At 68.3% G+C, this 25768-nt stretch carries 29 protein-coding genes; 16 read left to right on the forward strand and 13 right to left on the reverse strand.

What is annotated here, in order from left to right:
- Window positions 1-52 precede the first annotated feature (52 nt).
- A complete protein-coding gene (locus QWY80_RS01040) occupies window positions 53-253 on the forward strand; it encodes a pyrroline-5-carboxylate reductase dimerization domain-containing protein (protein ID WP_290228802.1) in 201 nt (66 codons plus the stop codon).
- A gap of 198 nt (window positions 254-451) precedes the next feature.
- A complete protein-coding gene (gene putP, locus QWY80_RS01045) occupies window positions 452-1942 on the forward strand; it encodes a sodium/proline symporter PutP (protein ID WP_290228803.1) in 1491 nt (496 codons plus the stop codon).
- A gap of 64 nt (window positions 1943-2006) precedes the next feature.
- Here putP and QWY80_RS01050 read toward each other — a convergent pair whose 3' ends face one another.
- Complete coding sequence (locus tag QWY80_RS01050) at window positions 2007-2300, reverse strand: hypothetical protein (RefSeq protein ID WP_290228804.1); 294 nt, start codon at window positions 2298-2300, stop codon at window positions 2007-2009.
- Between the two features lie 270 nt (window positions 2301-2570).
- On the opposite strand from QWY80_RS01050, the gene QWY80_RS01055 reads away from it, so the two are divergent.
- Complete coding sequence (locus QWY80_RS01055; protein ID WP_290228805.1) at window positions 2571-3170, forward strand: OmpW/AlkL family protein; 600 nt, start codon at window positions 2571-2573, stop codon at window positions 3168-3170.
- Between the two features lie 72 nt (window positions 3171-3242).
- On the opposite strand, the gene QWY80_RS01060 is transcribed toward QWY80_RS01055, so the two are convergent.
- Both QWY80_RS01060 and QWY80_RS01065 read right to left on the reverse strand, forming a co-directional pair.
- Window positions 3243-3743, reverse strand: coding sequence for a gamma-glutamylcyclotransferase family protein (locus QWY80_RS01060; RefSeq protein WP_290228806.1), 501 nt, complete (start codon window positions 3741-3743; stop codon window positions 3243-3245).
- A gap of 13 nt (window positions 3744-3756) precedes the next feature.
- Window positions 3757-4089, reverse strand: coding sequence for a YqcC family protein (locus QWY80_RS01065; protein ID WP_290228837.1), 333 nt, complete (start codon window positions 4087-4089; stop codon window positions 3757-3759).
- 275 nt (window positions 4090-4364) lie between these two features.
- On the opposite strand from QWY80_RS01065, the gene QWY80_RS01070 reads away from it, so the two are divergent.
- The 4 genes from QWY80_RS01070 (at window position 4365) to QWY80_RS01085 (ending at window position 7334) form a co-directional block, all read left to right on the forward strand.
- Window positions 4365-5390, forward strand: a complete 1026-nt coding sequence (locus QWY80_RS01070; RefSeq protein WP_290228807.1) for a DUF3549 family protein — start codon at window positions 4365-4367, stop codon at window positions 5388-5390.
- A gap of 25 nt (window positions 5391-5415) precedes the next feature.
- Window positions 5416-5853 carry an ATP-dependent zinc protease family protein gene (locus QWY80_RS01075; RefSeq protein WP_290228838.1) on the forward strand — a complete coding sequence of 146 codons (438 nt, stop codon included), beginning with the start codon at window positions 5416-5418 and terminating at the stop codon, window positions 5851-5853.
- Between the two features lie 32 nt (window positions 5854-5885).
- Window positions 5886-6794, forward strand: coding sequence for a 30S ribosomal protein S6--L-glutamate ligase (gene rimK, locus QWY80_RS01080; RefSeq protein ID WP_290228809.1), 909 nt, complete (start codon window positions 5886-5888; stop codon window positions 6792-6794).
- 99 nt (window positions 6795-6893) lie between these two features.
- Window positions 6894-7334, forward strand: coding sequence for a hypothetical protein (locus QWY80_RS01085; RefSeq protein ID WP_290228810.1), 441 nt, complete (start codon window positions 6894-6896; stop codon window positions 7332-7334).
- Window position 7335: 1 nt separating this feature from the next.
- Here the strand turns inward: QWY80_RS01085 and QWY80_RS01090 are convergent, their stop codons facing one another.
- The 7 genes from QWY80_RS01090 to QWY80_RS01120 all read right to left on the reverse strand — a co-directional run bounded on the left by QWY80_RS01090 (window position 7336) and on the right by QWY80_RS01120 (window position 14177).
- Window positions 7336-8046: a SanA/YdcF family protein gene (locus tag QWY80_RS01090; protein WP_290228811.1), complete on the reverse strand. Its 711-nt coding sequence runs from the start codon at window positions 8044-8046 to the stop codon at window positions 7336-7338.
- A gap of 30 nt (window positions 8047-8076) precedes the next feature.
- The gene (gene sufT / locus QWY80_RS01095; RefSeq protein WP_290228812.1) at window positions 8077-8649 is read right to left on the reverse strand and encodes a putative Fe-S cluster assembly protein SufT; all 573 of its coding nucleotides are present in this window, start codon (window positions 8647-8649) and stop codon (window positions 8077-8079) included.
- An 8-nt stretch (window positions 8650-8657) separates the two neighbouring features.
- Window positions 8658-9914, reverse strand: coding sequence for a cysteine desulfurase (locus tag QWY80_RS01100; RefSeq protein ID WP_290228813.1), 1257 nt, complete (start codon window positions 9912-9914; stop codon window positions 8658-8660).
- A gap of 34 nt (window positions 9915-9948) precedes the next feature.
- Window positions 9949-11307, reverse strand: coding sequence for a Fe-S cluster assembly protein SufD (gene sufD / locus QWY80_RS01105; RefSeq protein ID WP_290228814.1), 1359 nt, complete (start codon window positions 11305-11307; stop codon window positions 9949-9951).
- On the reverse strand, window positions 11304-12056 hold the full coding sequence (gene sufC, locus QWY80_RS01110; RefSeq protein WP_290228815.1) for a Fe-S cluster assembly ATPase SufC: 753 nt from the start codon (window positions 12054-12056) through the stop codon (window positions 11304-11306). The genes sufD and sufC overlap by 4 nt, the downstream gene beginning before the upstream one ends.
- Before the next feature lie 144 nt (window positions 12057-12200).
- The gene (gene sufB, locus QWY80_RS01115) at window positions 12201-13643 is read right to left on the reverse strand and encodes a Fe-S cluster assembly protein SufB (protein WP_290228816.1); all 1443 of its coding nucleotides are present in this window, start codon (window positions 13641-13643) and stop codon (window positions 12201-12203) included.
- A gap of 66 nt (window positions 13644-13709) precedes the next feature.
- Window positions 13710-14177 (reverse strand): SUF system Fe-S cluster assembly regulator, encoded by a 468-nt coding sequence (locus QWY80_RS01120; protein WP_290228817.1) that lies wholly within the window; start codon window positions 14175-14177, stop codon window positions 13710-13712.
- Window positions 14178-14428: 251 nt separating this feature from the next.
- On the opposite strand from QWY80_RS01120, the gene QWY80_RS01125 reads away from it, so the two are divergent.
- Both QWY80_RS01125 and QWY80_RS01130 read left to right on the forward strand, forming a co-directional pair.
- Window positions 14429-15331, forward strand: coding sequence for a complex I NDUFA9 subunit family protein (locus QWY80_RS01125; RefSeq protein WP_290228818.1), 903 nt, complete (start codon window positions 14429-14431; stop codon window positions 15329-15331).
- 110 nt (window positions 15332-15441) lie between these two features.
- Window positions 15442-16548 (forward strand): histone deacetylase family protein, encoded by a 1107-nt coding sequence (locus QWY80_RS01130; RefSeq protein ID WP_290228819.1) that lies wholly within the window; start codon window positions 15442-15444, stop codon window positions 16546-16548.
- A gap of 57 nt (window positions 16549-16605) precedes the next feature.
- On the opposite strand, the gene QWY80_RS01135 is transcribed toward QWY80_RS01130, so the two are convergent.
- Window positions 16606-17364 carry a VIT1/CCC1 transporter family protein gene (locus QWY80_RS01135; RefSeq protein ID WP_290228820.1) on the reverse strand — a complete coding sequence of 253 codons (759 nt, stop codon included), beginning with the start codon at window positions 17362-17364 and terminating at the stop codon, window positions 16606-16608.
- A gap of 202 nt (window positions 17365-17566) precedes the next feature.
- Between QWY80_RS01135 and QWY80_RS01140 the strand changes: the two genes are divergently transcribed.
- Together QWY80_RS01140 and QWY80_RS01145 are read left to right on the forward strand one after the other, a co-directional pair.
- Window positions 17567-18157, forward strand: a complete 591-nt coding sequence (locus QWY80_RS01140; protein WP_290228821.1) for an NADPH-dependent FMN reductase — start codon at window positions 17567-17569, stop codon at window positions 18155-18157.
- 59 nt (window positions 18158-18216) lie between these two features.
- Window positions 18217-19482 carry a M20/M25/M40 family metallo-hydrolase gene (locus QWY80_RS01145; RefSeq protein WP_290228822.1) on the forward strand — a complete coding sequence of 422 codons (1266 nt, stop codon included), beginning with the start codon at window positions 18217-18219 and terminating at the stop codon, window positions 19480-19482.
- Between the two features lie 79 nt (window positions 19483-19561).
- On the opposite strand, the gene QWY80_RS01150 is transcribed toward QWY80_RS01145, so the two are convergent.
- A complete protein-coding gene (locus QWY80_RS01150) occupies window positions 19562-20464 on the reverse strand; it encodes a ribose-phosphate diphosphokinase (RefSeq protein WP_290228823.1) in 903 nt (300 codons plus the stop codon).
- Window positions 20465-20712: 248 nt separating this feature from the next.
- On the opposite strand from QWY80_RS01150, the gene QWY80_RS01155 reads away from it, so the two are divergent.
- The 5 genes from QWY80_RS01155 (at window position 20713) to QWY80_RS01175 (ending at window position 25158) form a co-directional block, all read left to right on the forward strand.
- Window positions 20713-21378: an ABC transporter permease gene (locus QWY80_RS01155; RefSeq protein ID WP_290228824.1), complete on the forward strand. Its 666-nt coding sequence runs from the start codon at window positions 20713-20715 to the stop codon at window positions 21376-21378.
- A 36-nt stretch (window positions 21379-21414) separates the two neighbouring features.
- Window positions 21415-22575 (forward strand): ABC transporter ATP-binding protein, encoded by a 1161-nt coding sequence (locus QWY80_RS01160; RefSeq protein WP_290228825.1) that lies wholly within the window; start codon window positions 21415-21417, stop codon window positions 22573-22575.
- Between the two features lie 4 nt (window positions 22576-22579).
- Complete coding sequence (locus QWY80_RS01165; protein ID WP_290228826.1) at window positions 22580-23311, forward strand: ABC transporter permease; 732 nt, start codon at window positions 22580-22582, stop codon at window positions 23309-23311.
- A 31-nt stretch (window positions 23312-23342) separates the two neighbouring features.
- Window positions 23343-24224 (forward strand): glycine betaine ABC transporter substrate-binding protein, encoded by an 882-nt coding sequence (locus QWY80_RS01170; protein ID WP_290228828.1) that lies wholly within the window; start codon window positions 23343-23345, stop codon window positions 24222-24224.
- Between the two features lie 91 nt (window positions 24225-24315).
- Window positions 24316-25158, forward strand: a complete 843-nt coding sequence (locus QWY80_RS01175) for a nitrilase-related carbon-nitrogen hydrolase (RefSeq protein ID WP_290228829.1) — start codon at window positions 24316-24318, stop codon at window positions 25156-25158.
- A gap of 10 nt (window positions 25159-25168) precedes the next feature.
- Here the strand turns inward: QWY80_RS01175 and QWY80_RS01180 are convergent, their stop codons facing one another.
- Window positions 25169-25543: a thiol-disulfide oxidoreductase DCC family protein gene (locus QWY80_RS01180; protein WP_290228830.1), complete on the reverse strand. Its 375-nt coding sequence runs from the start codon at window positions 25541-25543 to the stop codon at window positions 25169-25171.
- Window positions 25544-25768: the final 225 nt, after the last annotated feature.

Here is a 25768-nt window from a genome sequence, read left to right on the forward strand (position 1 = left end):
GGGGCGGGGCCGTGTGGGTCCCGCCCCTTAATCGGCACGAAACTCGACCGTCATGGCAACGCAGGCCATGACAGTGGGGTGTCGTGCGACACACTCCACCCATCACGAGGACACCTCCATGACCCCGGGCATCGTCTTCGTACGCGCCATCCAGCATTTCGAGGAGGCCGACCTGCGCCGCATCGTCGACGATGCCATGCAGGCTTGCGCGGCCAGGGCCCGGGAAATGGCGAAAGACTTTGGTGACCGCTAATATCTAATCAAGCGGCCGGTTCCTGCGCGGCGAATCGGCCACCCTCCATCTACGTACCCGGCTGGCGCCGCACGCGGTCACACAACAACGGGAGTCGGCCCATGGTTGCTGACAACATGGCCATCAGCTTCGTACTCTTGTAGGCGTACCAACAACGCGTCGGAGCTGCGTCTGGCCTAATAAACTGGAGAAGTTTTTATGGCTATTGGGGTTTGGATCAGTCTTTTTGCTTACTTTGCGCTCATGATCGCCATCGGCTTCTATGCCATGCGCAAATCTACGTCTACGTCTGAAGATTACATGCTGGGTGGCCGAGCCCTCAGCCCACAAGTAGCGGCCCTGTCGGCCGGGGCTTCGGACATGAGCGGCTGGTTGCTGCTGGGTTTGCCCGGGGCGCTGTTTGCCTCCGGCTTGGGTCAGGCCTGGATCGGTATCGGTCTGCTCGTGGGGGCGTTCTTCAACTGGACCCTGGTCGCACCACGCCTTCGCGAACAGACCGTTCACTATGGTAACGCGATCACCATTCCAGAGTTCCTGGCGAATCGCTTCCCGACTCGGGCCATGTCGCTGAGGACGGTATCCGCTATCGTCATCGTGGTCTTCTTCGCGGTCTACACGGCGTCAGGCCTGGTGGCAGGCGGCAAGCTGTTCGAAAGCGCGTTTTCCGGCGTCATCAACATCGGTGGCCTGAGCGACTACGCTGCAGGCATCGTCATCACACTGGGCGTGGTACTTGCCTACACGGTTGTCGGCGGCTTCCTGGCCGTGAGCATGACGGACTTCGTGCAAGGCTGCATCATGATGCTGGCACTGGTGATCATGCCGGCGGTGGTGCTCTTTGGCGAAGGTGGCGGCGGTTTCGATCAGGCATCCCAGACCCTGAACGAAGTCGATCCCACGCTACTATCGTGGACGGAGGGACTGACCGTCATCGGCTGGCTGTCTGCGGTGACCTGGGGGCTGGGTTATTTCGGGCAGCCGCACATCATCGTGCGCTTCATGGCCATCCGGACGCTGAAGGATGTTCCCGTTGCCCGTAACATCGGCATGAGCTGGATGCTCATCTCCCTGATCGGGGCGATCTCCCTGGGGGTGTTCGGCCGGGCCTATGCGATCCGCAATGGTATGGATGTCCAGGATCCGGAAACGATCTTTATCATCCTGGCGGATCTGCTGTTCCATCCGCTGATCACCGGTTTCCTCTATGCGGCACTGCTCGCGGCGATCATGAGCACCATTTCCAGCCAGCTTCTGGTGTCGTCTTCCTCACTGACCGAGGACTTCTATCGACTGTTCCTGCGCAAAGAGGCGACGGAGAAGGAGACCGTCGGCATAGGCCGGATCAGTGTCGTACTGGTGGGGTTGGTGGCCGCCGTCATTGCCTCCGATCCGGACTCCCAGGTCCTGGGGCTGGTCAGTAACGCCTGGGCAGGCTTCGGTGCGGCGTTCGGCCCGCTCATCATCCTGTCGCTGATGTGGTCGCGCACGAACGGCGCCGGCGCCATCGCGGGCATGGTGGTGGGTGCCGTCACCGTGATGATCTGGATTTCGCTGGGCTGGAACGGAGAGTTCATGGGGGGGCCCGGTGTGTACGAGATCATTCCTGGCTTCATCGCTTCCTTCATTGCCATCCTGGTGGTGAGCAGTGTGACTGCCGATGCCGGTGAATATCAGCAAATCCAGCGCTGAAAGAGCGCACAACCCGCTGCGACGAGGCCGCCCACCGGGCGGCCTCGTTGCGTTGCGGCCCCCCTCAGACGACCAACGACCTGACCGCCAGAAGCAGGGCGAAGAGCCCCAGTGCCAGCAGGTTCCAGGGCGGCGAGACGGCGCGCCGCAGCCAGCGACGACGCGACGGCGGTTCCAGCGGCCCGATGAACCCCGCCCCCAGCGCCCAGGTCCCCAGCAGGACCGCCGGCAGCCGCAGGGGGAGTGCCAGCCCCTCAATCAGCGACGGCTGCAGCAGCAGCCAGACGGCCAGCGCCGCCGCCAGCAGCAGCGCCCCCAGGGTCCAGCCGTTCCCTTGCGGTGATATCGCGACGCGCATGCTCGCACCTCCCGGCTCGCCAAGCCCTCCTCCCTAGTCAAGACGATTCCGGCGCAACGCGCGACCCCGCCATCCCCGTGGCCGGCCATCGGTCACCACGACTCCGCGTCACCCGGCATACCCGTCGGCCGATACCGACAGGCGCTTTCACAGTTCTTCAAGAATCTTTTCGGGACATTTGGAAACAGTGTTTCTTATAATACCTTCGTCAAAGGTCGCCGGACACTCCGGCACGACGTTCCGGCATGAACCCAAGGGAGGAACCCTATCATGCGTACGACCCGCCTGATCACCGCCGCCGCCATCGCCGCCAGCTGCGCCTTCGCCAGTCAGGCCGCCCTGGCCTACGGCTACAGCGCCGGCGACATCTTCGTGCGTGGCGGCTTCGCCAAGTCCGACACCACCTCCGACAACGGCGTAATGGATGGCGTCAGCAGCAGCGAGACCGGCTTCACCTACGGTGCCGGCTACCTCTTCCACGACAAGATCGGCGTCGAGCTGAACGGCTCCGAGGAGATCGAGCATGAGTTCTCCGCCGGCGCCCTGTCCGGCAGCGTCGACCGCATGCCGGTCAACCTGATGGTCAACTACTACCCGCTGGGCGGCCTGGACTCCCGTGTCCAGCCCTATGTGGGCGCCGGGGTCAACTACACCCGCTTCTCCGGCGAGCCGCAGGGCGTCGATGTCGATCACAGCTATGGTGCCGCCGGCCAGTTCGGTATCGACCTCGCCGTGACCGACAACCTGATGCTCAACGGCTTCGCCAACTACGCCGACGTCGACCCCGATGTCTCCGCAGGCGGCGCCGAGATCGGCGAGGCCAAGGTGGATCCGCTGACCATCGGTGGCGGCGTCACCCTGCGCTTCTGATCGTGGCCCCGACACCCCGACGCAGCGGGCCCGCCGATATGGCGGGCCCGCTGCCGTATGGGGGGAAGAGTGCTAGCGCGGCGAGTGGCGGGAGAGCCCCAGGGTCCCCAGCGTCGCATCGTCGAGGCCGGCGACCGCCTCCACCGCCGCCAGCCGGGCATGGTAGGCGGGGCTGAGGAAGGCCTCGCCGGCCAGCAGGTGGGCCAGGTACTCGCGTGCAGGACGCAGGCAGGGGGCCGTGGTGCCGGGTACGGCGATATACACCCAGGCCTCGATGTCGCCTTCGGCGGTGACCACCGGCAGGCGCCGGCGGTCGTACTCGTGGGGGTAGCCCTCGAAGGGATCCATGCGCCGGATCTGCTCCGGCTCGACCAGCTCGAAGAGGGCCCCCTCGACCCTCTCGCCCGGCGTCGGCGCCACATTGGCATGGGCGATGCCCGCCACCCGCGAGGCCTTGTCGAAACGCAGCGCATGGTCGTGCAGCACGCCGGGCAGCACGCGACGCGTCTCGCCGATGCGCGCCACCACCCGCGCCGGGTTCATGTTGCTGCCATAGGCAAAGTACCAGGGCATGGCGCCTCCCGGATCAGTTCTCGGTGACCAGGCGGTCGATCTCCTCCACCGCCTTGCATAACAGCAGCCGGTCGTTGGCGCGCACACCCTCCTGGTCCAGAAAGGCGTCCACCGCCGGCGCCACATCGCACTTCTCCGGCAAGGGGGCGCGCTCCTCGACCAGGGCATCCAGCCGCGCGATGAACACGAATCGCAGCCACTGGGGCAGGGCCATGGTATCGAGGCAGAAGGGCTGCGCGCTCTGGAAAGCGGAGGGGCTGGGACGCTCCATGCGCCACAGGTCGGTGGCCTTCATGGTGGCCTCCAGCCGACGCAGCGCCACGTCGAGCTCGTCGTGAACCGTCATGTCGAAACCCTCGAATTGCATTTGCCCTCATTATCCCGTCCCGATTCCGTGCTGGCCAGGGGTGCTCAGTCGGGACGTGCACCTCCCGGCCGTCCATTCACAGCATGGCTGAATGTCCCTGTGGATAATCGTTGGAAAGGCCGCGCCAGGCCAGTCGACATGGGGCCTCGCCCCCATCGATCAAGAATTGATCAGACGCGGAAGCGCTGCCTCCCATGCTACTGACAGCACCCTGCAGCCAAGGTAGAGTGCACGCTTCGACGACCGGAGGCCGCATGCAACCCATCCACACCCTTCACGACTTCTTCGTGCGCAGCGGGGCCGAGGTGTGGCTCTACCACCTGGGCCGGCGTGTCGAACCCTGCGACCTGGCGACCCTGGCCGCCTTCGAGAGCGGCGAGTCTCCCTGGCCGGCGCCCTGGCGGGGGGAGGCACGCCTCGGCCTGGTGTTCCGCCTGGGGGACGTCCACGACCCGCTGATCTGGTTCCTCGCCCTGCCCCTGGACGAGCAGGGCCGGCTCGACCCGGCCCCGCGGGACGCCTTCGTCCAGCGACTGCTGGAAACCCTGGGCCGCAGCGTGGCCAACGTCGGCCGCGACGACGGCGAGGCGGTGGATAACCTGATGAAGGACAATCCCCTGGCCTTCACTCCCTCCCTGCCCTTCCAGGCCGTGCTGCACGCCCGCGCCAGCCGGGACCTGGGCCTGCCGGCCAGCCAGCACCTGGAGCCGGTGGAGGCCTACCTGAGCGGTCAGCAGGCTATCGACTGGCGGGCCCTGGGGTTACAGGGACTGGCCGACTTCGCCGTGCGCCTGGACGATGAGGCGGCCGCTCGCCTCGCCGAACGCCTCCCCGCCCTGCCCGACGAAGTCCTCACCTCGCTGTGCTACTGTCTGGAGCATGTGGCGATCGGTGACGCCCTGGCCCGGGCGTTGCGCGCCCGTGGCGAGGCCGCCGCCGACGCCGGCGACGTCGAGGGGTTCTGCGTCTGCGTGCGCGCCATGGCCGGGGCCGCCCCCGAGCTCGCCGGTGCCTGGTACGATGCCCTGCTCGCGGATCGCGGCGCCTGCGGGCCCGACCTGCTCGCCGCCATCGCCGGCCGCGGCTGGCGCCACCTGGAGGATGCCGAACGCCTGCCACGTTTCCTGGAACGCCTGGCGCAGTGCGAGACGGCCGACTTCATGAGCGTGGCCCGCGACCTGGCCCTGATCCCGCGGCTACGGCTGCCGGTGCTGATGACCCTGCGCGAGGCCGAGCCGGCCTCGCCCATCGGCCGTCGCCTGGCCGCCCTGACGCGCTGAGAGGCAAGAGCACTGCATGACGATGATCAAGGAACTGCCCTACACCCCCAAGGCGGTGATCGGCCGTCGCGAGATGGTCACCCTGCCGGAGCTGCGCCTGGCCCTGTGCGCCAAGGCCGACACCGGGGCACGCACCTCGGCGCTGCATGCCGAGGACATCGAGTCCTATGAAGAGGACGGCCACCTCTGGGTGAGCTTCACCACCCGCAGCGGCGGGCCCGAGACGCCGCCCCACGTGTTCCGCCTGCACCTCCACGACCGCCGCAAGGTGCGCAGCTCCAACGGCCAGGACGAGTGGCGCTACGTGATCCGTACGCCGATGCAACTGGGTGACCTGGAGTACCAGGTGGAACTGACCCTGACCGACCGGCGCGACATGCGCCACCCCATGCTGCTCGGCCGCCGCGCCCTGCGCCGCCTGCTGGTAGCGCCCGGTGCCGCCTTCCTGCATGGCGAACCCTGAGCCCCGACGGCCCATCCAACCGGAGTCACTCGATGCACTTCGCGCTGCTGTCACGCAACCGCAACCTCTACTCCACTCGCCGGCTGATGGAGGCCGCCGAGCAGCGCGGCCATACCGCCCGGGTGGTGGATACCCTGCGCTGCTACATGAGCATCGCCGCCCATCACCCCTCCATCCACTACAAAGGGGCGGACCTCGAACCCTTCGACGCGGTGATCCCGCGCATCGGGGCCTCGGTGACCTTCTACGGCTGCGCGGTACTGCGCCAGTTCGAGATGATGGGCACCTACGTACTCAATGACTCCGTCTCCATCACCCGTTCCCGGGACAAGCTGCGCTCCCTGCAGCTGCTCTCCCGCAAGGGGCTCGGCCTGCCGATCACCGGCTTCGCCCACTCCCCCGACGACATCCCCGACCTGATCACCATGGTCAAGGGAGCGCCGCTGGTCATCAAGCTGCTGGAGGGCACCCAGGGCATCGGCGTGGTGCTGGCCGAGACCAACCAGGCGGCCGAAAGCGTGATCCAGGCCTTCATGGGCCTGAAGGCCAACATCATGGTCCAGGAGTACATCAAGGAGGCCAGGGGCGCCGACATCCGCTGCTTCGTGATCGGCGACAAGGTGGTAGCGGCCATGAAGCGCCAGGCCGCCGAGGGGGAGTTCCGTTCCAACCTGCATCGTGGCGGCACCGCCAGCGTGATCCGCATCACCCCGGAGGAGCGCTCCACGGCGATTCGCGCCGCCAAGGCCATGGGCCTGCGCGTGGCCGGGGTCGACCTGCTGCGCTCCAACCATGGCCCGGTGATCATGGAGGTCAACTCCTCTCCGGGCCTGCAGGGCATCGAGATCGCCACCGGCAAGGACGTGGCCGGGCTGATCATCGCCCATCTCGAGAAGCACGCCGCGCCCAAGCGCAAGGCTCCGCCTAAACCCAACGGCTGATTGCATGCGGGGCTCAAAAGGGGAAAATATTCGTCACCGGGGGTAGCAAAACAGTGTTTCCCCCGCCACAATCTGCGTCACCGGAGGAGGTGACCGCTCATGTTTCTCGACAATCGCCAGGTGGCGATGGACAGCGTACTGGAAGCGTTGGCCGACAGCATCGACTACTTTCAGGACAATCTGGAGCGCCTGCGGCCTTCCCTGCGCGACGCCCTGAAACCGCACTACGAAGCCAGGGACCGGTCGATGCGCGAGTTGCAGGAGCTGGCCCGCGAGCACCTCAGCATGCTGCCGCGAGACGCCGACGTGGAGCGCGACGACTACATGTGGCTGTGGAGCCGCCTGAAGAGCTTCGTCGGCAACGAGAGCCAGGTGGTGATCGGCGAGCTCCTCGAGCAGGAGCGCGTGCTGATGCAGGCCCTCTCCAATCTCATGACCCACCCCCTCCCCGATCCCGTCGAGCCCAAGGTCGAGGAGTGCTGGAAGGGCTGCCGGGCGCTGATCCGCGAACTCTACGCCCTGCAGAAGCGCCGCCGCTGAGTCACGCCTCCGGCTCGCCGGGCAGCGGCGGCACCTCCCAGACGCTGGGGGCGATCTCCAGCGGCTCCAGGGGGCCCAGGAAGTAGGGCTCCCTGCCCCACAGGTAGAGATCCCCCAGGGTGGCCACGCGTGCCACCCACTCCCGCGCCTGCAGCCGCCACACCCCCGCCACCGACCGTGAGGCGACCGCGCAGCCCTGGGCCTCGATGCCCAGTGCCTCGGCGATGAACAGCGCCCGCGGCAGGTGCCAGGCCTGGGTGACCAGCAAGGCCCGCTCCACCCCGAAGACATCGCGCGCCCGCGCCAGGGTGTCGAAGGTGCTGAAGCCAGCGTAGTCCAGGGTCATGTCGGCGTCGGCGACCTCGCGGCCGCGCAGGTCGCGCCACATGGTGGCCGGCTCGTTGTAGGAAAGGGTGCGGTTGTCGCCGGAAAGCAGCAGATGATCGACGCGGCCCAGGCGCAGCAGCCGTGCCGAGGCGCTCATGCGGGCATCGAAGTAGGGATTGCGCACCCCGCTGCGGGTCCAGTGGGAGGTGCCGAAGACGATGCCCACCCGCTCGGCGGCGCACAGCGGAAGCTCATGCTCGATGCGCGCCTGGGTACGGCCCAGCACCCAGAGGTTGGCCGCCACGAACAGCAGCGCTGCCAGGAGCACCACCGCCCCCAGCGCCATCAGGATGCCCCGGAAGGCCTTCCACGCCGCCATTTTCATGTCGCTGCCACCCTGCTGGGACACCGCCGGTCAGAACATGCCGAGCTCGAGCCTGGCCTCCTCGCTCATCATCTCCCGGCTCCAGGGCGGGTCGAAGACGATCTCGGTGTGCACCTGGCTGATCTGGGGGGCGCCGAGGATCTTGTTGCGGGCGTCGGCGGCGATGACGTCCCCCATGCCACAACCCGGCGCGGTCAGGGTCATGCGGATGGTGACGATGCGCTCGCCGCTGATCAGCCGCTCGATACGGCAGCCGTAGACCAGCCCCAGGTCGACGATGTTGACCGGGATCTCGGGGTCGAAGCAGGTACGCAGCTGGTCCCAGACGAACTGCTCGATCGCCTCGTCCGAGGCGTCCTCGGGCAGGGTCGGCCGCGGCAGCGCCTCCAGCCCCAGGGCGTCGAGATTCGCGCCCTCGATCAGGTAGAGCCGGCCCTCGAAGCCGACGCTGACCGAGCTGCCCTTGGCCTGCATCACGCTGACCACGCTGTCCTCGGCCAGGGTCACCGTCTTGCCGAAGGGGATGGAGATCGCCTCCACGTCGCGCTGCAGGGGCAGCTCCTGGCCCTTCTGGAGGCTGGCTATCTGCTCGATATCGCTCATGGGGCTCCTTAGCGCACCATGCCGATGACCCTGTGCAGGGCGTCGGCGAAGACGTCGATCTCTTCCAGGGTGTTGTAGGCGGCGAAGGACGCGCGGCAGGTGGCGTCCAGGCCGAACTGGGCCAGCAGCGGCTGGGCGCAGTGGTGGCCGGTGCGGATCGCCACGCCGAGCTGGTCGATCAGCAGGCCGATGTCCTGGGCGTGGGCGCCGTCCACCACGAAGGAGAGCACCCCGGCCTTGTCGGGGGCCGTGCCCAGGATGCGCAGGCCGTCGATCTGCGAGACGCGCTCGGTGGCGTGCGCCAGCAGGCGCTGCTCCCAGGCGCCGATGGCCGGCAGGCCGACGCCCTCCACCCAGCGCAGCGCCTCGCCCAGGGCGATCACCTCGGCGATGGCCGGGGTCCCCGCCTCGAACTTGTGGGGGATGTCGGCGAAGGTCGTGCCGGCCTCGAAGGAGACGGTCTTGATCATCTCGCCGCCGCCCTGCCAGGGCGGCATCGCCTCGAGCAGCGCCGCCTTGCCATAGAGCACGCCGGCGCCGGTGGGGCCGTAGACCTTGTGGCCGGAGAAGGCGTAGAAGTCGGCGTCGATGGCGCGCACGTCCACCGGCTGGTGGGGGGCGGCCTGGGCGCCGTCCACCAGGATCCGCGCGCCGTGGCCGTGGGCGATGGCCGCCATCTCGCCCACCGGGTTCACCGTGCCGAAGGCGTTGGAGACGTGGTTGACCGCCACCAGCCGGGTGCGCTCGGTGAACAGCTCGCGATAGGCCTCCATGTCCAGCACGCCGCGTGCGTCCACCGGGATCACCTTGATGGTGAAGCCGAGCTCATTGGCCAGCAGTTGCCAGGGCACGATATTGGAGTGGTGCTCCAGGCGCGAGATCAGCACCTCGTCGCCGGCCTTGAGGTTGGCCCGTCCCCAGGCGCCCACCACCAGGTTGATCGCCTCGGTGGTGCCGCGGGTGAAGACGATCTCGCGGCTCTCGGCGGCATTGAGGAAGCCACGCACCGTCTCGCGGGTGCCCTCGAAGACCGCGGTGGCCTCGTCCGCCAGGGTATGCAGCCCACGGTGGATGTTGGCGTTGTAGCGGCCGTAATAGTCATCGAAGGTCTCGATCACTTGCCGCGGGGTCTGGCTGGTGGCCGCGTTGTCGAGATAGACCAGCGGCCTGCCATGCACCCGGCGGGACAGGATCGGAAAGTCCGCACGCACGGCCGCGACGTCCAGGGTCGGCAGCTCGGTAGCGCGGGTGGCCAGGTCGGTCATGGCAGGCTCCTCCTTCGCAGGCTCTCGGGTCGGCTCACTCATCGCCCAGGGCCACGGCGGCTTCCACCAGCCCGGCCAGGTTGAAGCGCTCGGGCAGCTTGCCGGCCACCGCCAGCTCCACGCGCTCGGAGATGGCATCCAGGTCGACCAGCTCCAGCACCTCGCCGGCGAAGGCCAGGGTCAGCAGGCCGCGGGCGGTCTGGCGATCGATGCCGCGGCTGCGCAGGGCGTAGATCGCCTCCTCGTCGAGCTGCCCGGTGGTGGTGCCGTGGGAGCACTTGACGTCGTCGGCGTAGATCTCCAGCTCCGGCTTGGCATCGATCTCGGCGCGGTCGGAGAGCAGCAGGTTGGCGTTGCTCTGGAAGCCCTCGATCTTCTGACTGTCGCGCTTGACCACCACCTTGCCGTTGAACACGCCATGGGCACGGTCGTCGAGGATGCCCTTGTAGTTCTCGTTGGAGGTGGTGTGGGGCGCGTTGTGGTTGGCCAGGGTATGGCTGTCCACGTGCTGGCGGCCCTGGCCGTAGAAGAGGCCGTAGAAGTGGGCGTCGGCACCCTGGCCGTTGAGGTCGGTGATCAGGTCGGTGCGCACCAGGCCGCCGCCCAGGTTCAGGTTGAACGAGGTGTAGCGGCTGTCGCGGGCCTGCTCGACGTGGATGCTGGCCACGTGCAGGTCGGCCAGCGCCGCCTCCTGCAGCTTGTAGTGGGTGAGGATGGCGTTGCGGTCGAGGATGACCTCCTCCACCAGGTTGGTGAAGTTGGCGGCGCCCTCCTCGCCCACGTGGTGCTCGATCAGGGTCGCCTCGCTGCGCCCGCCGGCCTCCACCAGGATGCGCGGATGGCTCATCACCGGCGCCTCGTTGGCGCGGGAGAGGAACTGCAGGACGATGGGCTTCTCCACCACGGTGCCCGGCGCCAGGCGCAGCACGGCGCCCTCCTCCATGAAGGCGGTATTGAGCGCCGAGAAGGTCGAGAACTCCACCCCGGTCAGCCGCCCCAGGGGGCCGCCCACCGCCTCGTGGTTCTCCTCCAGCGCCCGGGACAGCGGCAGCAGCTGCACGCCCTCGGGCAGGCCCTCCAGTTGGGACAGCGCCGCGGAGAAGACACCGTCGACGAAGGTCAGCCGGTGCGCCTCGATGGGCAGGGTCAGGGCCGCCGCGGTGGCCGGCGAGAAGTCGGCGTCGGAGGCCAGGGCGAAGTCGCCCCGGGCGATGGCGCGCACGTCGGTGTACTTCCACGCCTCGACACGACGGTTGGGGAAGCCCATGGCCTCGAAGCGCGCGGCACCGGCCTGGCGCCGTGCGGCGATCCAGGTCGGCTCCTCGCCGCGACGCGCATTGCGCTCGGCCAGGCGATCGAGAAAGGTCTGCACTTCGCTCTGGACGTCACTCATGCGGCGGACTCCTCCACGACCCAGTCGTAGCCACGGGATTCGAGTTCGCGGGCCAGTTCGGCGTCACCGCTCTTGGCGATGCGGCCCTCGACCAGCACGTGCACGCGGTCCGGCACGATGTAGTCGAGCAGGCGCTGGTAGTGGGTCACCAGCAGGATGGCGCGCTTCTCGTCGCGCAGGCTGTTGACGCCCTTGGCCACCACGCGCAGGGCGTCGATGTCCAGGCCGGAGTCGATCTCGTCGAGCATCGCCAGCTTGGGCTGCAGCACCAGCATCTGCAGGATCTCGTTGCGCTTCTTCTCGCCGCCGGAGAAGCCCTCGTTGACGGCGCGCTGCAGGAAGCTGGGGTCCATCTGCATGTTGGCCAGCTTCTCCTTGACCAGCTTCATGAACTCCGGCGCCGGGATCTCGCCCTCGCCGCGCGCCTCGCGCTGGGCGTTGAGCGCCGACTTCAGCAGGTAGATGTTCTTCACCCCGGGGATCTCGATGGGGTGCTGGAAGCCGAGCAGCAGGCCGGCCTGGGCGCGCTCCTCGACCTCCATCTCCAGCACGTCACGGCCCTCGAAGGTGATCGAGCCCTGGGTGACCTCATAGCCCTCCTTGCCGGCGATCACCGCCGAGAGGGTCGACTTGCCGGCCCCGTTGGGGCCCATGATGGCGTGCACCTCACCGGCGTTGATGGTCAGGCTGAGACCCTTGAGGATTTCGTTGCCCTCGACCGAGACGTGCAGATCCTTGACTTCGAGCATCTTCGCTACCTTTTCGATTCTGGCGGGCCACCGCGGCGACCCGGCAATAGGATTCGTTACCTGAGCGGCGCCTGGGGCGCCTGGCTTCTGGGGAGGCCTTCGGCCTCCATGCGCCCGGCGGAGCCGGCCTCCTACACGGCCGGCTTAACCGACGGCGCCTTCCAGGGTGACGCTGAGCAGCGCCTCGGCCTCCACGGCGAACTCCATCGGCAGTTCCTGGAAGACGTCCTTGCAGAAGCCGTTGACGATCATGCTCACCGCGTCCTCCTCGGAGATGCCGCGGCTCTGGCAGTAGAACAGCTGGTCCTCGCCGATCTTCGAGGTGGTCGCCTCGTGCTCCACGGTGGCGGTGCTGTTGCCGATCTCCTGGTAAGGGAAGGTGTGGGCGCCACACTGGTCACCGATCAGCAGCGAGTCACACTGGGTGAAGTTGCGCGCGTTCTTCGCCCGCGGCCCCACCTTGACCAGCCCGCGATAGGACTGGTTGGCGCGCCCGGCGGAGATGCCCTTGGAGACGATATAGGAACGCGTGCCCTCGCCGATATGGATCATCTTGGTGCCGGTGTCGGCCTGCTGGCGGCCATTGGTCACCGCCACGGAGTAGAACTCGCCGATGCTGTGCTTGCCGCGCAGCACGCAGGACGGGTACTTCCAGGTGATCGCCGAGCCGGTCTCCACCTGGGTCCAGCTGATGCGCGAACGGTCGCCGCGGCAGTCGCCACGCTTGGTGACGAAGTTGTAGATGCCGCCCTTGCCGTCCTCGTCGCCGGGGTACCAGTTCTGCACCGTGGAGTACTTGATGTAGGCGTCCTCGAGGGCCACCAGCTCCACCACCGCGGCGTGCAGCTGGTTCTCGTCGCGCATCGGCGCGGTGCAGCCCTCGAGATACGACACCTGGGCGCGGCTCTCGCAGACGATCAGGGTGCGCTCGAACTGGCCGGTGTTGGCGGCATTGATGCGGAAGTAGGTGGAGAGCTCCATGGGGCAGGTAACGCCCTCGGGCACGAACACGAAGGAGCCGTCGGTGAACACCGCCGAGTTCAGCGCCGCGAAGTAGTTGTCGCCCTGGGGCACCACCGTGCCCAGGTACTGCCGGACCAGCTCCGGGTACTCGCGGATCGCCTCGGAGATGGAGCAGAAGATCACCCCTGCCTCGTGCAGCTTCTCCTTGAAGGTGGTGGCCACCGAGACGGAGTCGAACACCGCATCCACTGCCACGCCGGCCAGGGCCGCGCGCTCGTGCAGCGGGATGCCCAGCTTCTCGTAGGTCTCGAGCAGCTTGGGGTCCACCTCGTCGAGGCTCTGCGGGCGATCCTCCGGGCGCTTGGGCGCGCTGTAGTAGGAGATCGCCTGGTAGTCGATGGGCGGATAGTCCAGGTGCGCCCAGGACGGCGGCGTCATCTTCAGCCACTGGCGGTAGGCCTGGAGGCGCCACTCCAGCATCCACTCCGGCTCGCCCTTCTTGTTCGAGATGAAGGCGATGGTGTTCTCGTCCAGGCCGGGCGGTACCGTATCGCTCTCGATGTCGGTCACGAAGCCTTCCTTGTAGTCGCGACGGACGAGCTGTTCCATTTCCTGACTTGCCATGATGTTTCCCCCTCCCGGGCGGTTGGGCTGGCGAGCCGAGCTCGCCTCGGTGATTCGTTGGGCGGCTCAGGCCGTGCCGTCGGCGGCCAGGCTCACGCTCTGGATGGGCAACTGGACCGGCAGCTTGATCGGCGTGGGACTGGCCAGGTGGGCCAGGGTCACGCTGTCGAGCAGGGTGCGCACGCCCAGCGACACCCGCTGCCAGTTGTCCGCCACGCCGCAGGTGGCGGCCAGGTCGCAGTCCCCCTCGGCATGGCTGCATTCGGTCATCGCCACCGGCCCCTCGATGGCGGTGATGATGTCGATGGCGGTGATCCGCGATGCCGACCGCGCCAGGGAGTACCCCCCCTGGGCGCCGCGGCGCGACTCCAGCAGGCCCGCCTTGACCAGCATCTTCAGCGTCTTGCTGACCGTGGGATGCGGCAGCTGGACCGCCTCGGCCAGCTCGGCCGCCGCATGGGGCTGCTCGGGGTGACGGGCGATCTGCGCCATCACCACGGCGGCGTAGTCGGTCAGCCGTGAAAGCTTGAGCATGCTGCCCTCCTGCGTGGCACGCGGACCGAAAAGGGGCCGCGCCTCGATTGCGGACCATTTTAGTCCTCTATGCGGGTGATGTGAACCCCGCCACGCCGTTTCCGGCACCCGGGCGTCATCTTGGCGGCACGTTCGACGCCGATCACATCAATAAATATAATCGTTATCATTATTATTCATCATCAGGCCGCATGACGCCCTCCCCGCCGCCTGGCAGGATAGGCCGGTACCCAGGTCGACGGAGAACGAGCATGCCCGAGGGGTTCACCACGGTATTCGGCGGCACCGGCCTGCTGGGCGGCGTCATCGTCCGCGAGCTGGTGGACGCCGGCCAGACGGTACGCATCGCCGCCCGCCACCCGGCCATCCCCGACTGGGCCGAGGACGGCGACCGACTCGAACTCGCCAGCACCGATATCCGTGACGAGGCCAGCACGGCCGCCGCCCTCGCCGGCGCCAGCGCTGCGGTCAATGCGGTGAGCCTCTACGTGGAGTCCCGCCAGGCGAGCTTCGAGGCCGTCCATGTGGCGGGCGCCGGCCGGCTGGCGCGACTGGCGCGCGAGGCCGGCATCGAGCGACTGGTGCACGTCTCGGGCATCGGCAGCCGGGACGACTCGCCCTCCGCCTATGTGCGCGCCCGCGCCGCCGGCGAAACCGCGGTGCTCGACGCCCTGCCCAAGGCGATCATCGTGCGCCCCAGCGTGCTGTTCGGACCGGGCGACGCCTTCCTCTCCACCCTCGCCGGCCTCACCCGCCTGCCGGTGATTCCGCTGTTCGGCCACGGCGGGACCCGGCTGCAGCCGGTGCATGTGGTGGACGTCGCCCGGGCCCTGATCCGATTGCTCGGCGAACCGCTCACCGAACGACGGCTGTTCGAGTTGGGCGGGCCGGACGTGATGCGCTACCGCGAGATCCTCGAGCTGGTGCTGGCCCACCTGAAGCGCGACCGGCGGCTGCTGCCGGTGCCCTTCCTCGCCTGGCGGACGCTGGCGGCATTGGCCTCGGTCCTGCCCAGCCCTCCCCTGACCCGCGACCAGGTGATCCTCATGCAGCAGGACAACATCGTCGGTGACGGCATCGGGACCTTCGACGACCTGGGCATCGCGCCCCGTTCGCTGCGCGACAGCTTGCCGGAGTGCCTGGCCACCGAGTGAGCTCGTCGACACCGGCTTCCCCTGACTACCCTGCCCCATCTATGCTGTAGCCAGGCTGCTTCGCCTGAATCGCCTTTTCGCTGCACCCCCATGGACATGGAGCTTGCATCGTGGCCGACGAGAACAGCGTGATCGCCTTCTATGACGAGCGGATGCTGGCCCATGAGCCGAATATCGAGGTGCCTTTCCTGCCGGGCCGCATGGACAATCGTGTTCGCTCACTGTTGTCGGGACTGGGCGTCCCCTGGAAGTATCCGGAACACTCCGCCAGGCTCACCGCCATCCGGCATCTTCTGGAACTCGAGCCGGTTCCCGGCGTGACCTACGAATCGGGCAGGGCGGCGACGCGGGAGCAGCTGGGGCGCGTGCACTCCAGTTCCTACCTGGACCATATCTTCGAGCTGCGCGGCCAGAGTGCCTGGCTGGACGTGGACACCACGGCCGTGTCACCCGGTAGCGTCGACGCCGCCGAGGTGGCCGCCGGCACGGCGATCGCCGCCGTCGAGGCAGTCGTCGAGGGACGAGCCGAGAGCAGTTTCGCGCTGGTGAGACCGCCCGGTCACCACGCCGAGCCGGTGCGCGCCCGCGGCTTCTGCCTGTTCAACAATGTGGCGGTGGCCGCCGCTCACGCCCGCATGGCACTGGGCTGTGAGCGAGTGATGATCGTCGACTGGGATGCCCACCACGGCAACGGCACCCAGGATATCTTCTGGGCCGACCCGGATGTGCTGTTCTTCGACCTGCACCGCGCCGCTCCCTTCTATCCCGGCACGGGGAGTCTCGAGGAGATCGGCATGGGCCTCGGAGATGGCACCAACGTCAATGTTCCCCTCCCCGCCGACGCCGGCGACGCCGCCTACCTCAAGGCCTTTCGCGAGATCCTGGTACCGGCGGCCGACTGGTTCCAGCCCGACCTGATCCTGGTCTCGACCGGGTTCGATCCGCACAGCCATGACCTGGCCCTGGATGTCTCCTATGACGGCTTCGCCGCCATGACCGGCATCCTCAAGGCCCTGGCCCGCCGGCACTGCCAGGGACGCCTGGTCTTCGTGCTGGAGGGCGGCTACAACCTGATCTCGCTGTCACGCGGTGTCAGGTCGGTGCTTCGGGTGCTGGCCGGCGACGAGCCGCCGGAACCCGGCCAGCGTGGCGTCGCCGAGGTCGAGGCCGCGGCAGGCTTTCACCGTGATGCCTTCGTCGGGCCACCCCCGGACTGACCTCGGCACTGGACTCGGGGCCCGATACCGGGCTTCCCACGCCGCGGGCCAGCTCAGTCACGGCCCCACGCCGAACAGCACCTGGGCCAGGTGCCCGGTGAGGAAGGCCAACCCCGCCGCGGCGCCGCCCATCAGCAGGGTGCGCAGGCCCGAGGCCAGCACCGGCCGGTGGTACACCAGGCTCTTGCCCATGCCGATCAGGAAGAACATCAGCCCCGCCACGGCCAGGCTGGCCAGGAACTGCACGCCGGTGGCGAGCCCGGGGACCGCATAGGGCAGCAGCGGCATGGCCCCCACCACCAGGAAGGCCAGGAAGGTCACCAGTCCCGAGCGCAGCGGGCTCAGCCCCGAGGTCTGCAGGCCATGCTCCTCGCGCAGCATGGTCTCCACCCACAGCTCGCGGTCGCTGCAGATGGTCGCCACCACCCGCTCCAGGACCTCGCCCTCGAAGCCCTTGCCGCGGAAGATCTGGCGGATCTCCTCGCGCTCGCCCTCGGGGACCGCCTCGATATGGCGGTGCTCGTCGCGGCGCACCCCCTCGAGGTGCTCGCGCTGGGCCTGGATCGCCTCGTAGTTGCTGATGGCCATGCTGAAGCCGTCGGCCAGCAGGTTGGCGAAGCCCAGCACCAGCGCCACCGTGGCCGAGAACCCCGCCCCGAAGGCCCCGGAGACCACGGCGAAGGTGGTCACGCAGCCGTCGATGCCGCCGAGGATGGCATCCGGCAGGCTCTGCCCGCCCGCCGGCTCGCGCAGCCGCCGGCGGATCGCCTCCGGGCGATGCTCCCGTTCCAGGGCCCTGCGTTGCTGGTCATCCATGCTCGCCTCCCGTGGGGCTTTCCTGAAAGCTTGGCACAGCCCTCGCCTGCCGGCGGTCGGGCGCGCCGTGGTATGCTGCCGAGGCGGTGCCAGGGGAGCCGGACGCCGGGTCATCTCCTCCTTCGCCGCCCCCGCACGGGCAGCACTGAACCCCGGGCAGGCCCCGGGGGTCGACAGTAGGCATTCAACAAGGAGCCTCTTCATGACGGAACGCCCCGACGCCCCCCGCATCCTCGTCTTCGCCGGCAGCGCCCGTAGCGGCTCGTTCAACAAGCGGCTGGCGCGGCTGGCCGCCGAGAGCATCGAGGCCGCGGGCGGCCGCCCCACCTTCATCGACCTGCGCGACCACCCCATGCCGCTCTACGACGGCGACTTCGAGGCCACCCAGGGCCTGCCCGAGAACGCCCTGGTGCTGCGCCGCGGCCTGGCGGAGCACGATGGGCTGCTGATCGCCTCGCCCGAGTACAATGGCTTCATCACCCCGCTGCTCAAGAACACCATCGACTGGCTCAGCCGCCCCCATGAGGGCGTGAGCGGCCTCAAGGCCTTCGAGGGCAAGCTGGCCGCGGTGGTTTCCGCCTCCCCCGGCGGGCTCGGCGGCATGCGCAGCCTGGCCCTGGCTCGCCAGCTGCTGACCAACATCGGCGTCACCGTGCTCCCCGACCAGCTCGCCGTGGCCCGTGCCGTCGACGCCTTCGACGACGCCGGCGGCCTGCGCGACGCCGCCCAGGCCGAGAAGCTCGACGCCATCTGCCGGCGCCTGGTGGACACCCTCGCCAGGCTGAAGGCCTAGTCCGCTTCCAGCACCGCCGGTAGCTTCCTTCTTCACACGCCACAGACAGAGAGACGTTGATGAGCGATACGACACCGCCCTGGTCCCAGCCCATGCCCGACGAGCAGTTTGCGCTGATGCGCGACATCCTGGCCGCTCCCAGCCCGGTGGGCCTGGAGGCCGCCATGACCTACGGCGTGCTCAAGCCCTACTTCGCGCGCTTCGCCCCGTCGGAGTGGCAACTGCACCAGTTCAAGGGCCACGCCGGCGTGGTGCTGGACACCCACCCGGGCCGCGACGACCTCTTCAAGGTGATGATCATCGGCCATGCCGACAAGATCCGCATGCAGGTGCGCTCCATCGGCGAGGACGGCAAGATCTGGATCAACAGCGACTCCTTCCTGCCCAACGTGCTGATCGGCCACGAGGTGACGCTGTTCAGCGAGGACCCGCAGGCCCCCGGGCAGTACCGGGTCATCGAGGGCGGCACCGTGGAGGCGCTGGGCGCCATCCACTTCGCCGACCCCGCCGTGCGCGACGGCAGCAAGGGCATCAAGAAGGAGCAGCTCTATCTCGACCTGCAGATCCACGGCGAGAACAAGAAGCAGCAGGTGGAGAACCTGGGCGTGCGGCCCGGCGACACCATCATCCTCAACCGCCCCATCCGCCAGGGCTTCAGCCCCGACACCTTCTACGGCGCCTACCTGGACAACGGCCTGGGCTGCTTCGTCACCGCCGAGGTGGCAAGGCTGATCGCCGAGGCGGGCGGCACCGACAGGGTGCGGGTCATGTTCGCCATCGCCAGCTACGAGGAGATCGGTCGCTTCGGCAGCCGCGTGCTGGCCGGCGAGCTGCGCCCCGACGCCATCATCGCCGTGGACGTCAACCACGACTACGTGGCCGCCCCCGGCATCGGCGACCGGCGCATGCAGCCGCTGGAGATGGGCAAGGGCTTCACCCTGTCGGTGGGCGCCATCGCCAGCGAGCAGCTCAACCGCCTCATCGAGAGCACCGCCCGCGAGCACGGCATTCCCATGCAGCGCGACATCGTGGGGGTGGACACCGGTACCGACGGCATGGCCGGAGTGCTCGCCTCGGTGGACTGCGCCGCCACCTCCATCGGCTTCCCGATCCGCAACATGCACACCATCTCGGAGAGCGGCAACAGCCGGGACGTGCTGGCGGCCATCCACGCCATCACCCGCAGCGTGCAGGCCCTGGACGCCCTGCCCGACCCGCACCGGGAGTTCCGCGACAACCATCCGCGCCTGGACCGGGCCGGGGCGCTGGGCCACCAAGGGGCGGAGAAGCCGGAGCAGGACGCCGGGTCGAAGAACGCCGAGTAGCGGAGTGCCGAACGAATGACAGCCGGGGCGGGCCAGCGGGCCCGCCCCTGTCGTTTCTTCCTGCCCCGTTTTTCGGGGCCTATCCCTTCAGCGACGCGGCGAGCGACTGCGCCAGTACCGGCGCCATGGCGATGGCGTTGCTCGCATGGGCGATGCAATCGGTACTCCACACCTCGCCGACGCCGGCGGCACGGATCACCTCGACGGCATCGCCGGCGAAGAGCGCATGGGTGACGGCCACGTCCACGGACCGGGCACCGGCGGCGAGCAGCGCCTCGGCGGCCCGGGCCACGGTATGGCCGGAGCTGGCCACGTCGTCCATCAGCACCACCTCCCGACCGGCCACCTCGATGTCGGGCAGCGCGATGGTGACGTCGCGGTCGCCGTGGCGCACCTTGCGACACACGCCATGGTCGAAGCCGGTGGTCGCCGCGGCCTGGCGCACCCATTGCCCGGCCTCCTCGTCGGGACCGATCAGCAACGGGTTCTCGTGCCTGTCGGCGATCAGCTCGGCGAGCCGCGGCGCACCGGACAGCGCGACGGCATGCCCGATGGGGATCGCCTGGTCGAGACGCTCGATGCGGTGCAGGTGCGGGTCCACGGTGATCACGGCATCGAACAGCTCGGCGAGGAAGCCACCGACGAGGGTCTGGCTGACAATCTCGCCGGGATGGAAGGCGATGTCCTGGCGCATGTAGGCGAGATACGGCGCCACCAGCACCAGGCGCCCGACGCCCTGGGCGCGCGCATGGCGGGCCACCAGCAGCAGCTCGACCAGCTTGTCGTTGGGACGGTCGAGGCTGCGGTAGATCCCCAGGGTCGCCGGGAAGCCCCCCGCCTCGGCGAAGGGCAGGGTCAGCTTGAGCTCCGCGTCGGGGAAGCGGTGGCACGCCACCGGATGCGCCGCGAGGCCAGCAGCCTCGGCCAGGCGTCGGGCCGGGGCGGCCTCGTCGGGGAAGTAGAGCAGTGCTGTGTCCATCATATCTCCATGACCGGCCGATCGGCGCCTTGCCACCCTGCCGCACCGAGGTGGCATGATCCTATCAAGGGTAGCGGCCACGCCCCCTTGCCGACACCGGGAGGCGCGGCGAATCAGCAACATCAATTCTACTCATTGAGCATCGTCATTCATTAGCAACGCCTATAGATGCCGGGCTTTGCTAAGATCAGATGACCCGAGTGAGGCGATGCGTCGCACCTGGCCGGGAGGGCAACCGAAGGAGACGCCACTTGGAACTGATCCTGTATGCGCTGGACAATTTCGACCTGCTGCTCGCCCGTACCCTCGAGCACATCTCCCTGGTGGGCGTGGCCGTGGGAATCGCCACCCTGACCGGCGTGCCCATCGGCATCGCCATCACCCGGAGCGAGCGACTGGCCCGGGCGGTGCTCTACGTGGCCTCGATCATCGTCACCATTCCCTCGATCGCCCTGTTCGGCATCATGATCCCGGTGCTCTCGCTGATCGGCCAGGGCATCGGCTACCTGCCGGCGGTGATCGCCGTGCTGCTCTACTCCCAACTGCCGATCATCCGCAACACCTACACGGCCATCAACAACGTCGACCCGGCCCTGCGCGAGGCCGCCCGCGGCATCGGCATGAGCCCCAACCAGCGCCTGCGCATGGTGGAGATCCCGCTGGCCGTGCCGGTGATCATGGCCGGGGTCAGGACGGCGGTAGTGCTCAATATCGGGGTGATGGCCATCGCCGCCTACATCGGCGCCGGGGGCCTGGGCACCTTCATCAGCCGCGGCATCTCGCAGTCCGACCCGCGCCAGCTGATCGTCGGCGCCGTGGCGGTCAGCCTGCTGGCGATCGTCGTCGACTACACCCTGCTCTACGTGCAGAAGCGACTCACTCCCAGGGGCATGGAGGCCGCCGCCACCACCCCCTGAGCCGGCCCCGACGCCACCGCAGACAAGGACACGCGCATGATCCGACTCGATAACCTGACCAAGGTCTTCGATACGCCCAAGGGCGCCGTGGTCGCCGCCGACCATATCGACATGGAGGTGCCGGCCGGCGAGATCTGCATCCTGCTCGGCCCCTCCGGCTGCGGCAAGACCACCACCCTGAAGATGATCAACCGCATCATCACCCCCTCCTCGGGCAAGGTGTTCATCGACGGCGAGGACACCACCGGCATGGACACCCAGACCCTGCGCCGCAACATCGGCTACGTGATCCAGCAGATCGGCCTGTTCCCCAACATGACCATCGAGGAGAACATCACGGTGGTGCCCCGGCTGCTGGGCTGGGACAAGGCGAAGTACAGGGCGCGGGCGCGCGAGATGATGGCGATGATCGCCATGGAGCCGGACGCTTTCCTCAAGCGCTTCCCCAGCGAACTCTCCGGCGGCCAGCAGCAGCGCATCGGCGTGGCCCGGGCGCTGGCCGCCGACCCGCCGGTGATGCTGATGGACGAGCCCTTCGGCGCCATCGACCCGATCAACCGCGCGGTGATCCAGGACGAGTTCCTCAAGATGCAGCAGGAGCTCAACAAGACCATCATGTTCGTCAGCCACGACATCGACGAGGCGATCAAGATGGGCGACCGCATCTCGGTGTTCCGCGAGGGCAAGCTGGTGCAGTACTCCACCCCGGACGAACTGCTGGCGGCGCCCCGCAACGCCTTCGTGGAATCCTTCCTCGGCGAGGACCGCGCGCTGAAGCGCCTCAACCTGGTCAAGGTGCACGAGGTGGTCTCCGACGAGATCGGCACCGTGACGCCCGGCGACACCCTGCAGACGGCACTCGCCCGCATCGACGACTTCGGCTACCAGAACTCCATCCTGATGGTGAACGACCAGCGCCAGCCGGTGGGGCTGATCTCCCGCGCCGTGGCGCGCACCACCCGCGGCTACTGCCGCGACCACTTCCAGCACGTGCCGGCCACCGTCAACCTCGACGACGACCTGCGCAAGGTGGCCTCGCTGATGTTCTCCCAGGACACCACCTGGCTGCCCTGCGTGGACGACGACGGCCGGGTGTGCGGGCAGATCACCCAGCGCGCCATGACCCACCACCTGGGGGCCCGCTTCCGCTCCCGCGAGGCGGGCGCCCTCGACGCCGACGCCGCCGGGGAGGCGTGAGCCCATGCCCATCCAGAGCCTGAAGGGCGCCCTGCGCGCACTGCTGCTGGTGGCGATCTTCTTCGCCGGGGTGTGGAGCCAGTCGAGCGGGGTGATCGACGGCTTCCTGTGGTACCTGCCCGACGTCCAGTACCTGGCGGTGCAGCACCTGTGGCTCACCGCGATCTCCGGTTGCCTGGCCATCGCCGTGGCCATCCCCCTGGGGATCGTGCTCTCGCGACCCAGCATGGCGCGCTTCGCCGAGAGCCTGATGCAGGTGCTCAACGTGGGCACCACCATCCCCACCCTGGCGGTGCTGGCACTCTCCATGAGCTTCCTGGGCATCGGCACGGTCCCGGCGATCTTCGGCCTGTTCGTCGCTACCCTGCTGCCGATCGCCCGCAACACCTATGCTGGTCTCAAGGGCGTCGATCCGGCGCTGATGGAGGCCGCCGCCGGCATCGGCATGTCGCCCGCCCAGCGCCTGCTCAGGGTCGAGCTGCCCAACGCCCTCTACGTGATCTTCGCCGGCATCCGCACGGCCCTGTCCATCAACGTGGGCACCGTACCGCTGGCCTTCCTGATCGGCGCCGGCGGCCTCGGCGAGCTGATCTTCACCGGCATCGACCTCTACGACCCGGTGATGATGCTCTCCGGCGCCATCCCCACGGCCCTGCTGGCGATCGTGGTCGACGCCCTCGTCGCCACCGTCGCCTTCCTGGTGGTGCCACGCGGCGTCAACCCGTCCCGGGCCTGATGCCCCTGCATGCAACGAGAGGAGAACCCCCATGAAACGCCTGATGACGACCCTCGCCGGCCTGGCCATGGCCGGCTCGCTGGCCACCGCCCAGGCCCAGGAGATCGTGGTCGGTGGCAAGAACTTCACCGAGCAACAGATCCTGGCCAGCATGACCACCCAGTACCTCGAGGGGCTGGGCTACGACGTCGACAGCCGCGCCGGCATGGGCTCCGCCGTGCTGCGCCAGGCCCAGGAGAACGGCCAGATCGACCTCTACTGGGAGTACACCGGCACCTCGCTGATCAACTACAACGACGTCACCGAGTCCCTCTCGCCCGAGGAGACCTACCAGCGGGTCAAGGAACTCGACGGCGAGAAGGGACTGGTATGGCTCGAGCCCTCGGCGGCCAACAACACCTATGCCCTGGCCATGCGTCAGGAGAGTGTCGCGGAGACCGGCATCGAAACCCTCGGCCAGCTGGCCCAGGCGGTCAACGACGGCGAGGAGCTCAGCTTCGCCATGAACGCCGAGTTCTATGCCCGGGAGGACGGCTGGCGTCCGTTGCAGGAGGCCTACGACTTCCGGGTGAACCGCGGCGACATCAAGCGCATGGACTCCGGCCTGGTCTACCAGGCGCTGCGTGACGGCGAGGTGGACGTGGGCCTGGTGTTCGCCACCGACGGGCGCATCCCCGCCTTCGACTTCCATGTACTGGAGGACGACCAGGGCTTCTTCCCGGCCTACGCCCTGACCCCGGTGGTGCGCCAGGAGACCCTGGAGGCGCACCCGGAGCTCGAGGAACAGATGAACGCCCTCTCGGCGCTGCTCGACGACGACACCATGGCCGAGCTCAACGCCAGCGTGGACGTCGACCGCGAGACCATCGAGGACGTGGCCCAGGCCTTCCTGGAGGACAATGACCTGCTGTGACCGCCCGCCCACGGCTGGCATAATGCCGGCCAAGCGTGCCAGACCGGAAGGGCCGCCCGCGGGCGGCCCTTCGCGTACCGGGAGCCGAGCGATGCACTACCAGGATCGTCTGCAGGTGGGCGCCGCCCAGATCAATGCCACCCTCGGCCGGGTGGACACCAACCTGGAACACCACCTCGAGGTGATCGCCGAGGCCCGCGCGCGTCGGCTGGAGTTGCTGGTGTTCCCGGAGCTCTCGCTGACCGGCTACGGCCTGGGCGGCGGCGTGATGCAGGTGGCCATGCCCCTGGAGGACCCGCGCCTCGCCCGGCTGGCCCGGGCCGCCGGCGAGATGCAGACGGTGGTGGGCTTCGTCGAGGAGGCCAGCCCCGGCGAGTACTACAACGCCCTGGCCATCCTCCAGGACGGCGAGCTCGTCGCGGTGCACCGCAAGCTCAACCTGCCCACCTACGGCGGGCTCGAGGAGGGCAAGTGGTTCGCCCACGGAAGCCGGCTCACCGAGGTGACGGTGCGCCCCGGCTGGTCGGCCACCCAGCTGATCTGCGCCGACCTGTGGAACCCCGCCCTGGTGCACGCCGCCCTGCTGCCCCGCCCCACCGTGCTCTGCGCGCCGATCAACTCGGCCAGCGGCATCGTCAGCGAGGAGTTCTCCAACGAGCAGAACTGGGCGCTCAACCTGCGCTTCTACGCCATGACCTACGGCACCCCGGTGATCATGGCCAACCGCTACGGCCCCGAGGGCGCGAGCCACTTCTGGGGCGGCTCGCGCATCCTCGGCCCGCGCGGCGAACTGCTGGCCGAGGCCGAGGGCCGCGAGATGCTGATCACCGCCGAGCTCACGCGCATCGCCATCGCCCGCGCCCGCTTCGAGCTGCCCACCCACCGCGACGCCGACACCCCGTTGATCCGCGAATTGATGGCCGGCTATCGCTGAGGGCGGCCGTTCACCGCGGCAGGCGCCCCTCCCGCTCCAGCCGGCGCCGCACCCAGCGGTCGTACCACCAGCGCAGCACCTCCTTGAGCCCCGGCAGGCCGATCAGCCAGCCCAGCGGCTTGAGCCGGGGTACCCGCCGCATCAGCATGATGTAGGCATCGATGCCCTCGACGAGGCGCCCATCGTCCTCCTCCACGTGCAGCGAGAGCAGCGCCGCCTGCGGATCGACGCCCTTGGCGCGCAGCGTCTCCCGGTGCTCGGTCACGTCGCACCAGTGCACCGCCTCCCCCGCCTCGCCGGCCCAGCGCTCGTAACGCGCCCGGTCGCGGCGACAGACGGGGCAGGCCCCGTCGTAGTAAACCCTCAAGGTTCTCGTGTCAGACATCCCGACCTCCTCGGCAGGCCGCTATCTCGATCTGTCCACGCGGCCAACCTCACCGTCGATCATGAGGGATACGCCGGTGCCATGAAAACCACCGATGGCGATGCCGCACTCGGCGGTCCATCACCCCCAGTGTCAGGATGAGTGTCGTGTCCTCTGGTACCCTGTTCTTAAAACCCAGGGGGCGATAGGAGCTGCTCATGCCTCGCTACTCCGAGGAACGCCGAC

It is taken from the genome of Halomonas ramblicola (assembly GCF_030409215.1).
Lineage (GTDB): Bacteria > Pseudomonadota > Gammaproteobacteria > Pseudomonadales > Halomonadaceae > Halomonas > Halomonas ramblicola.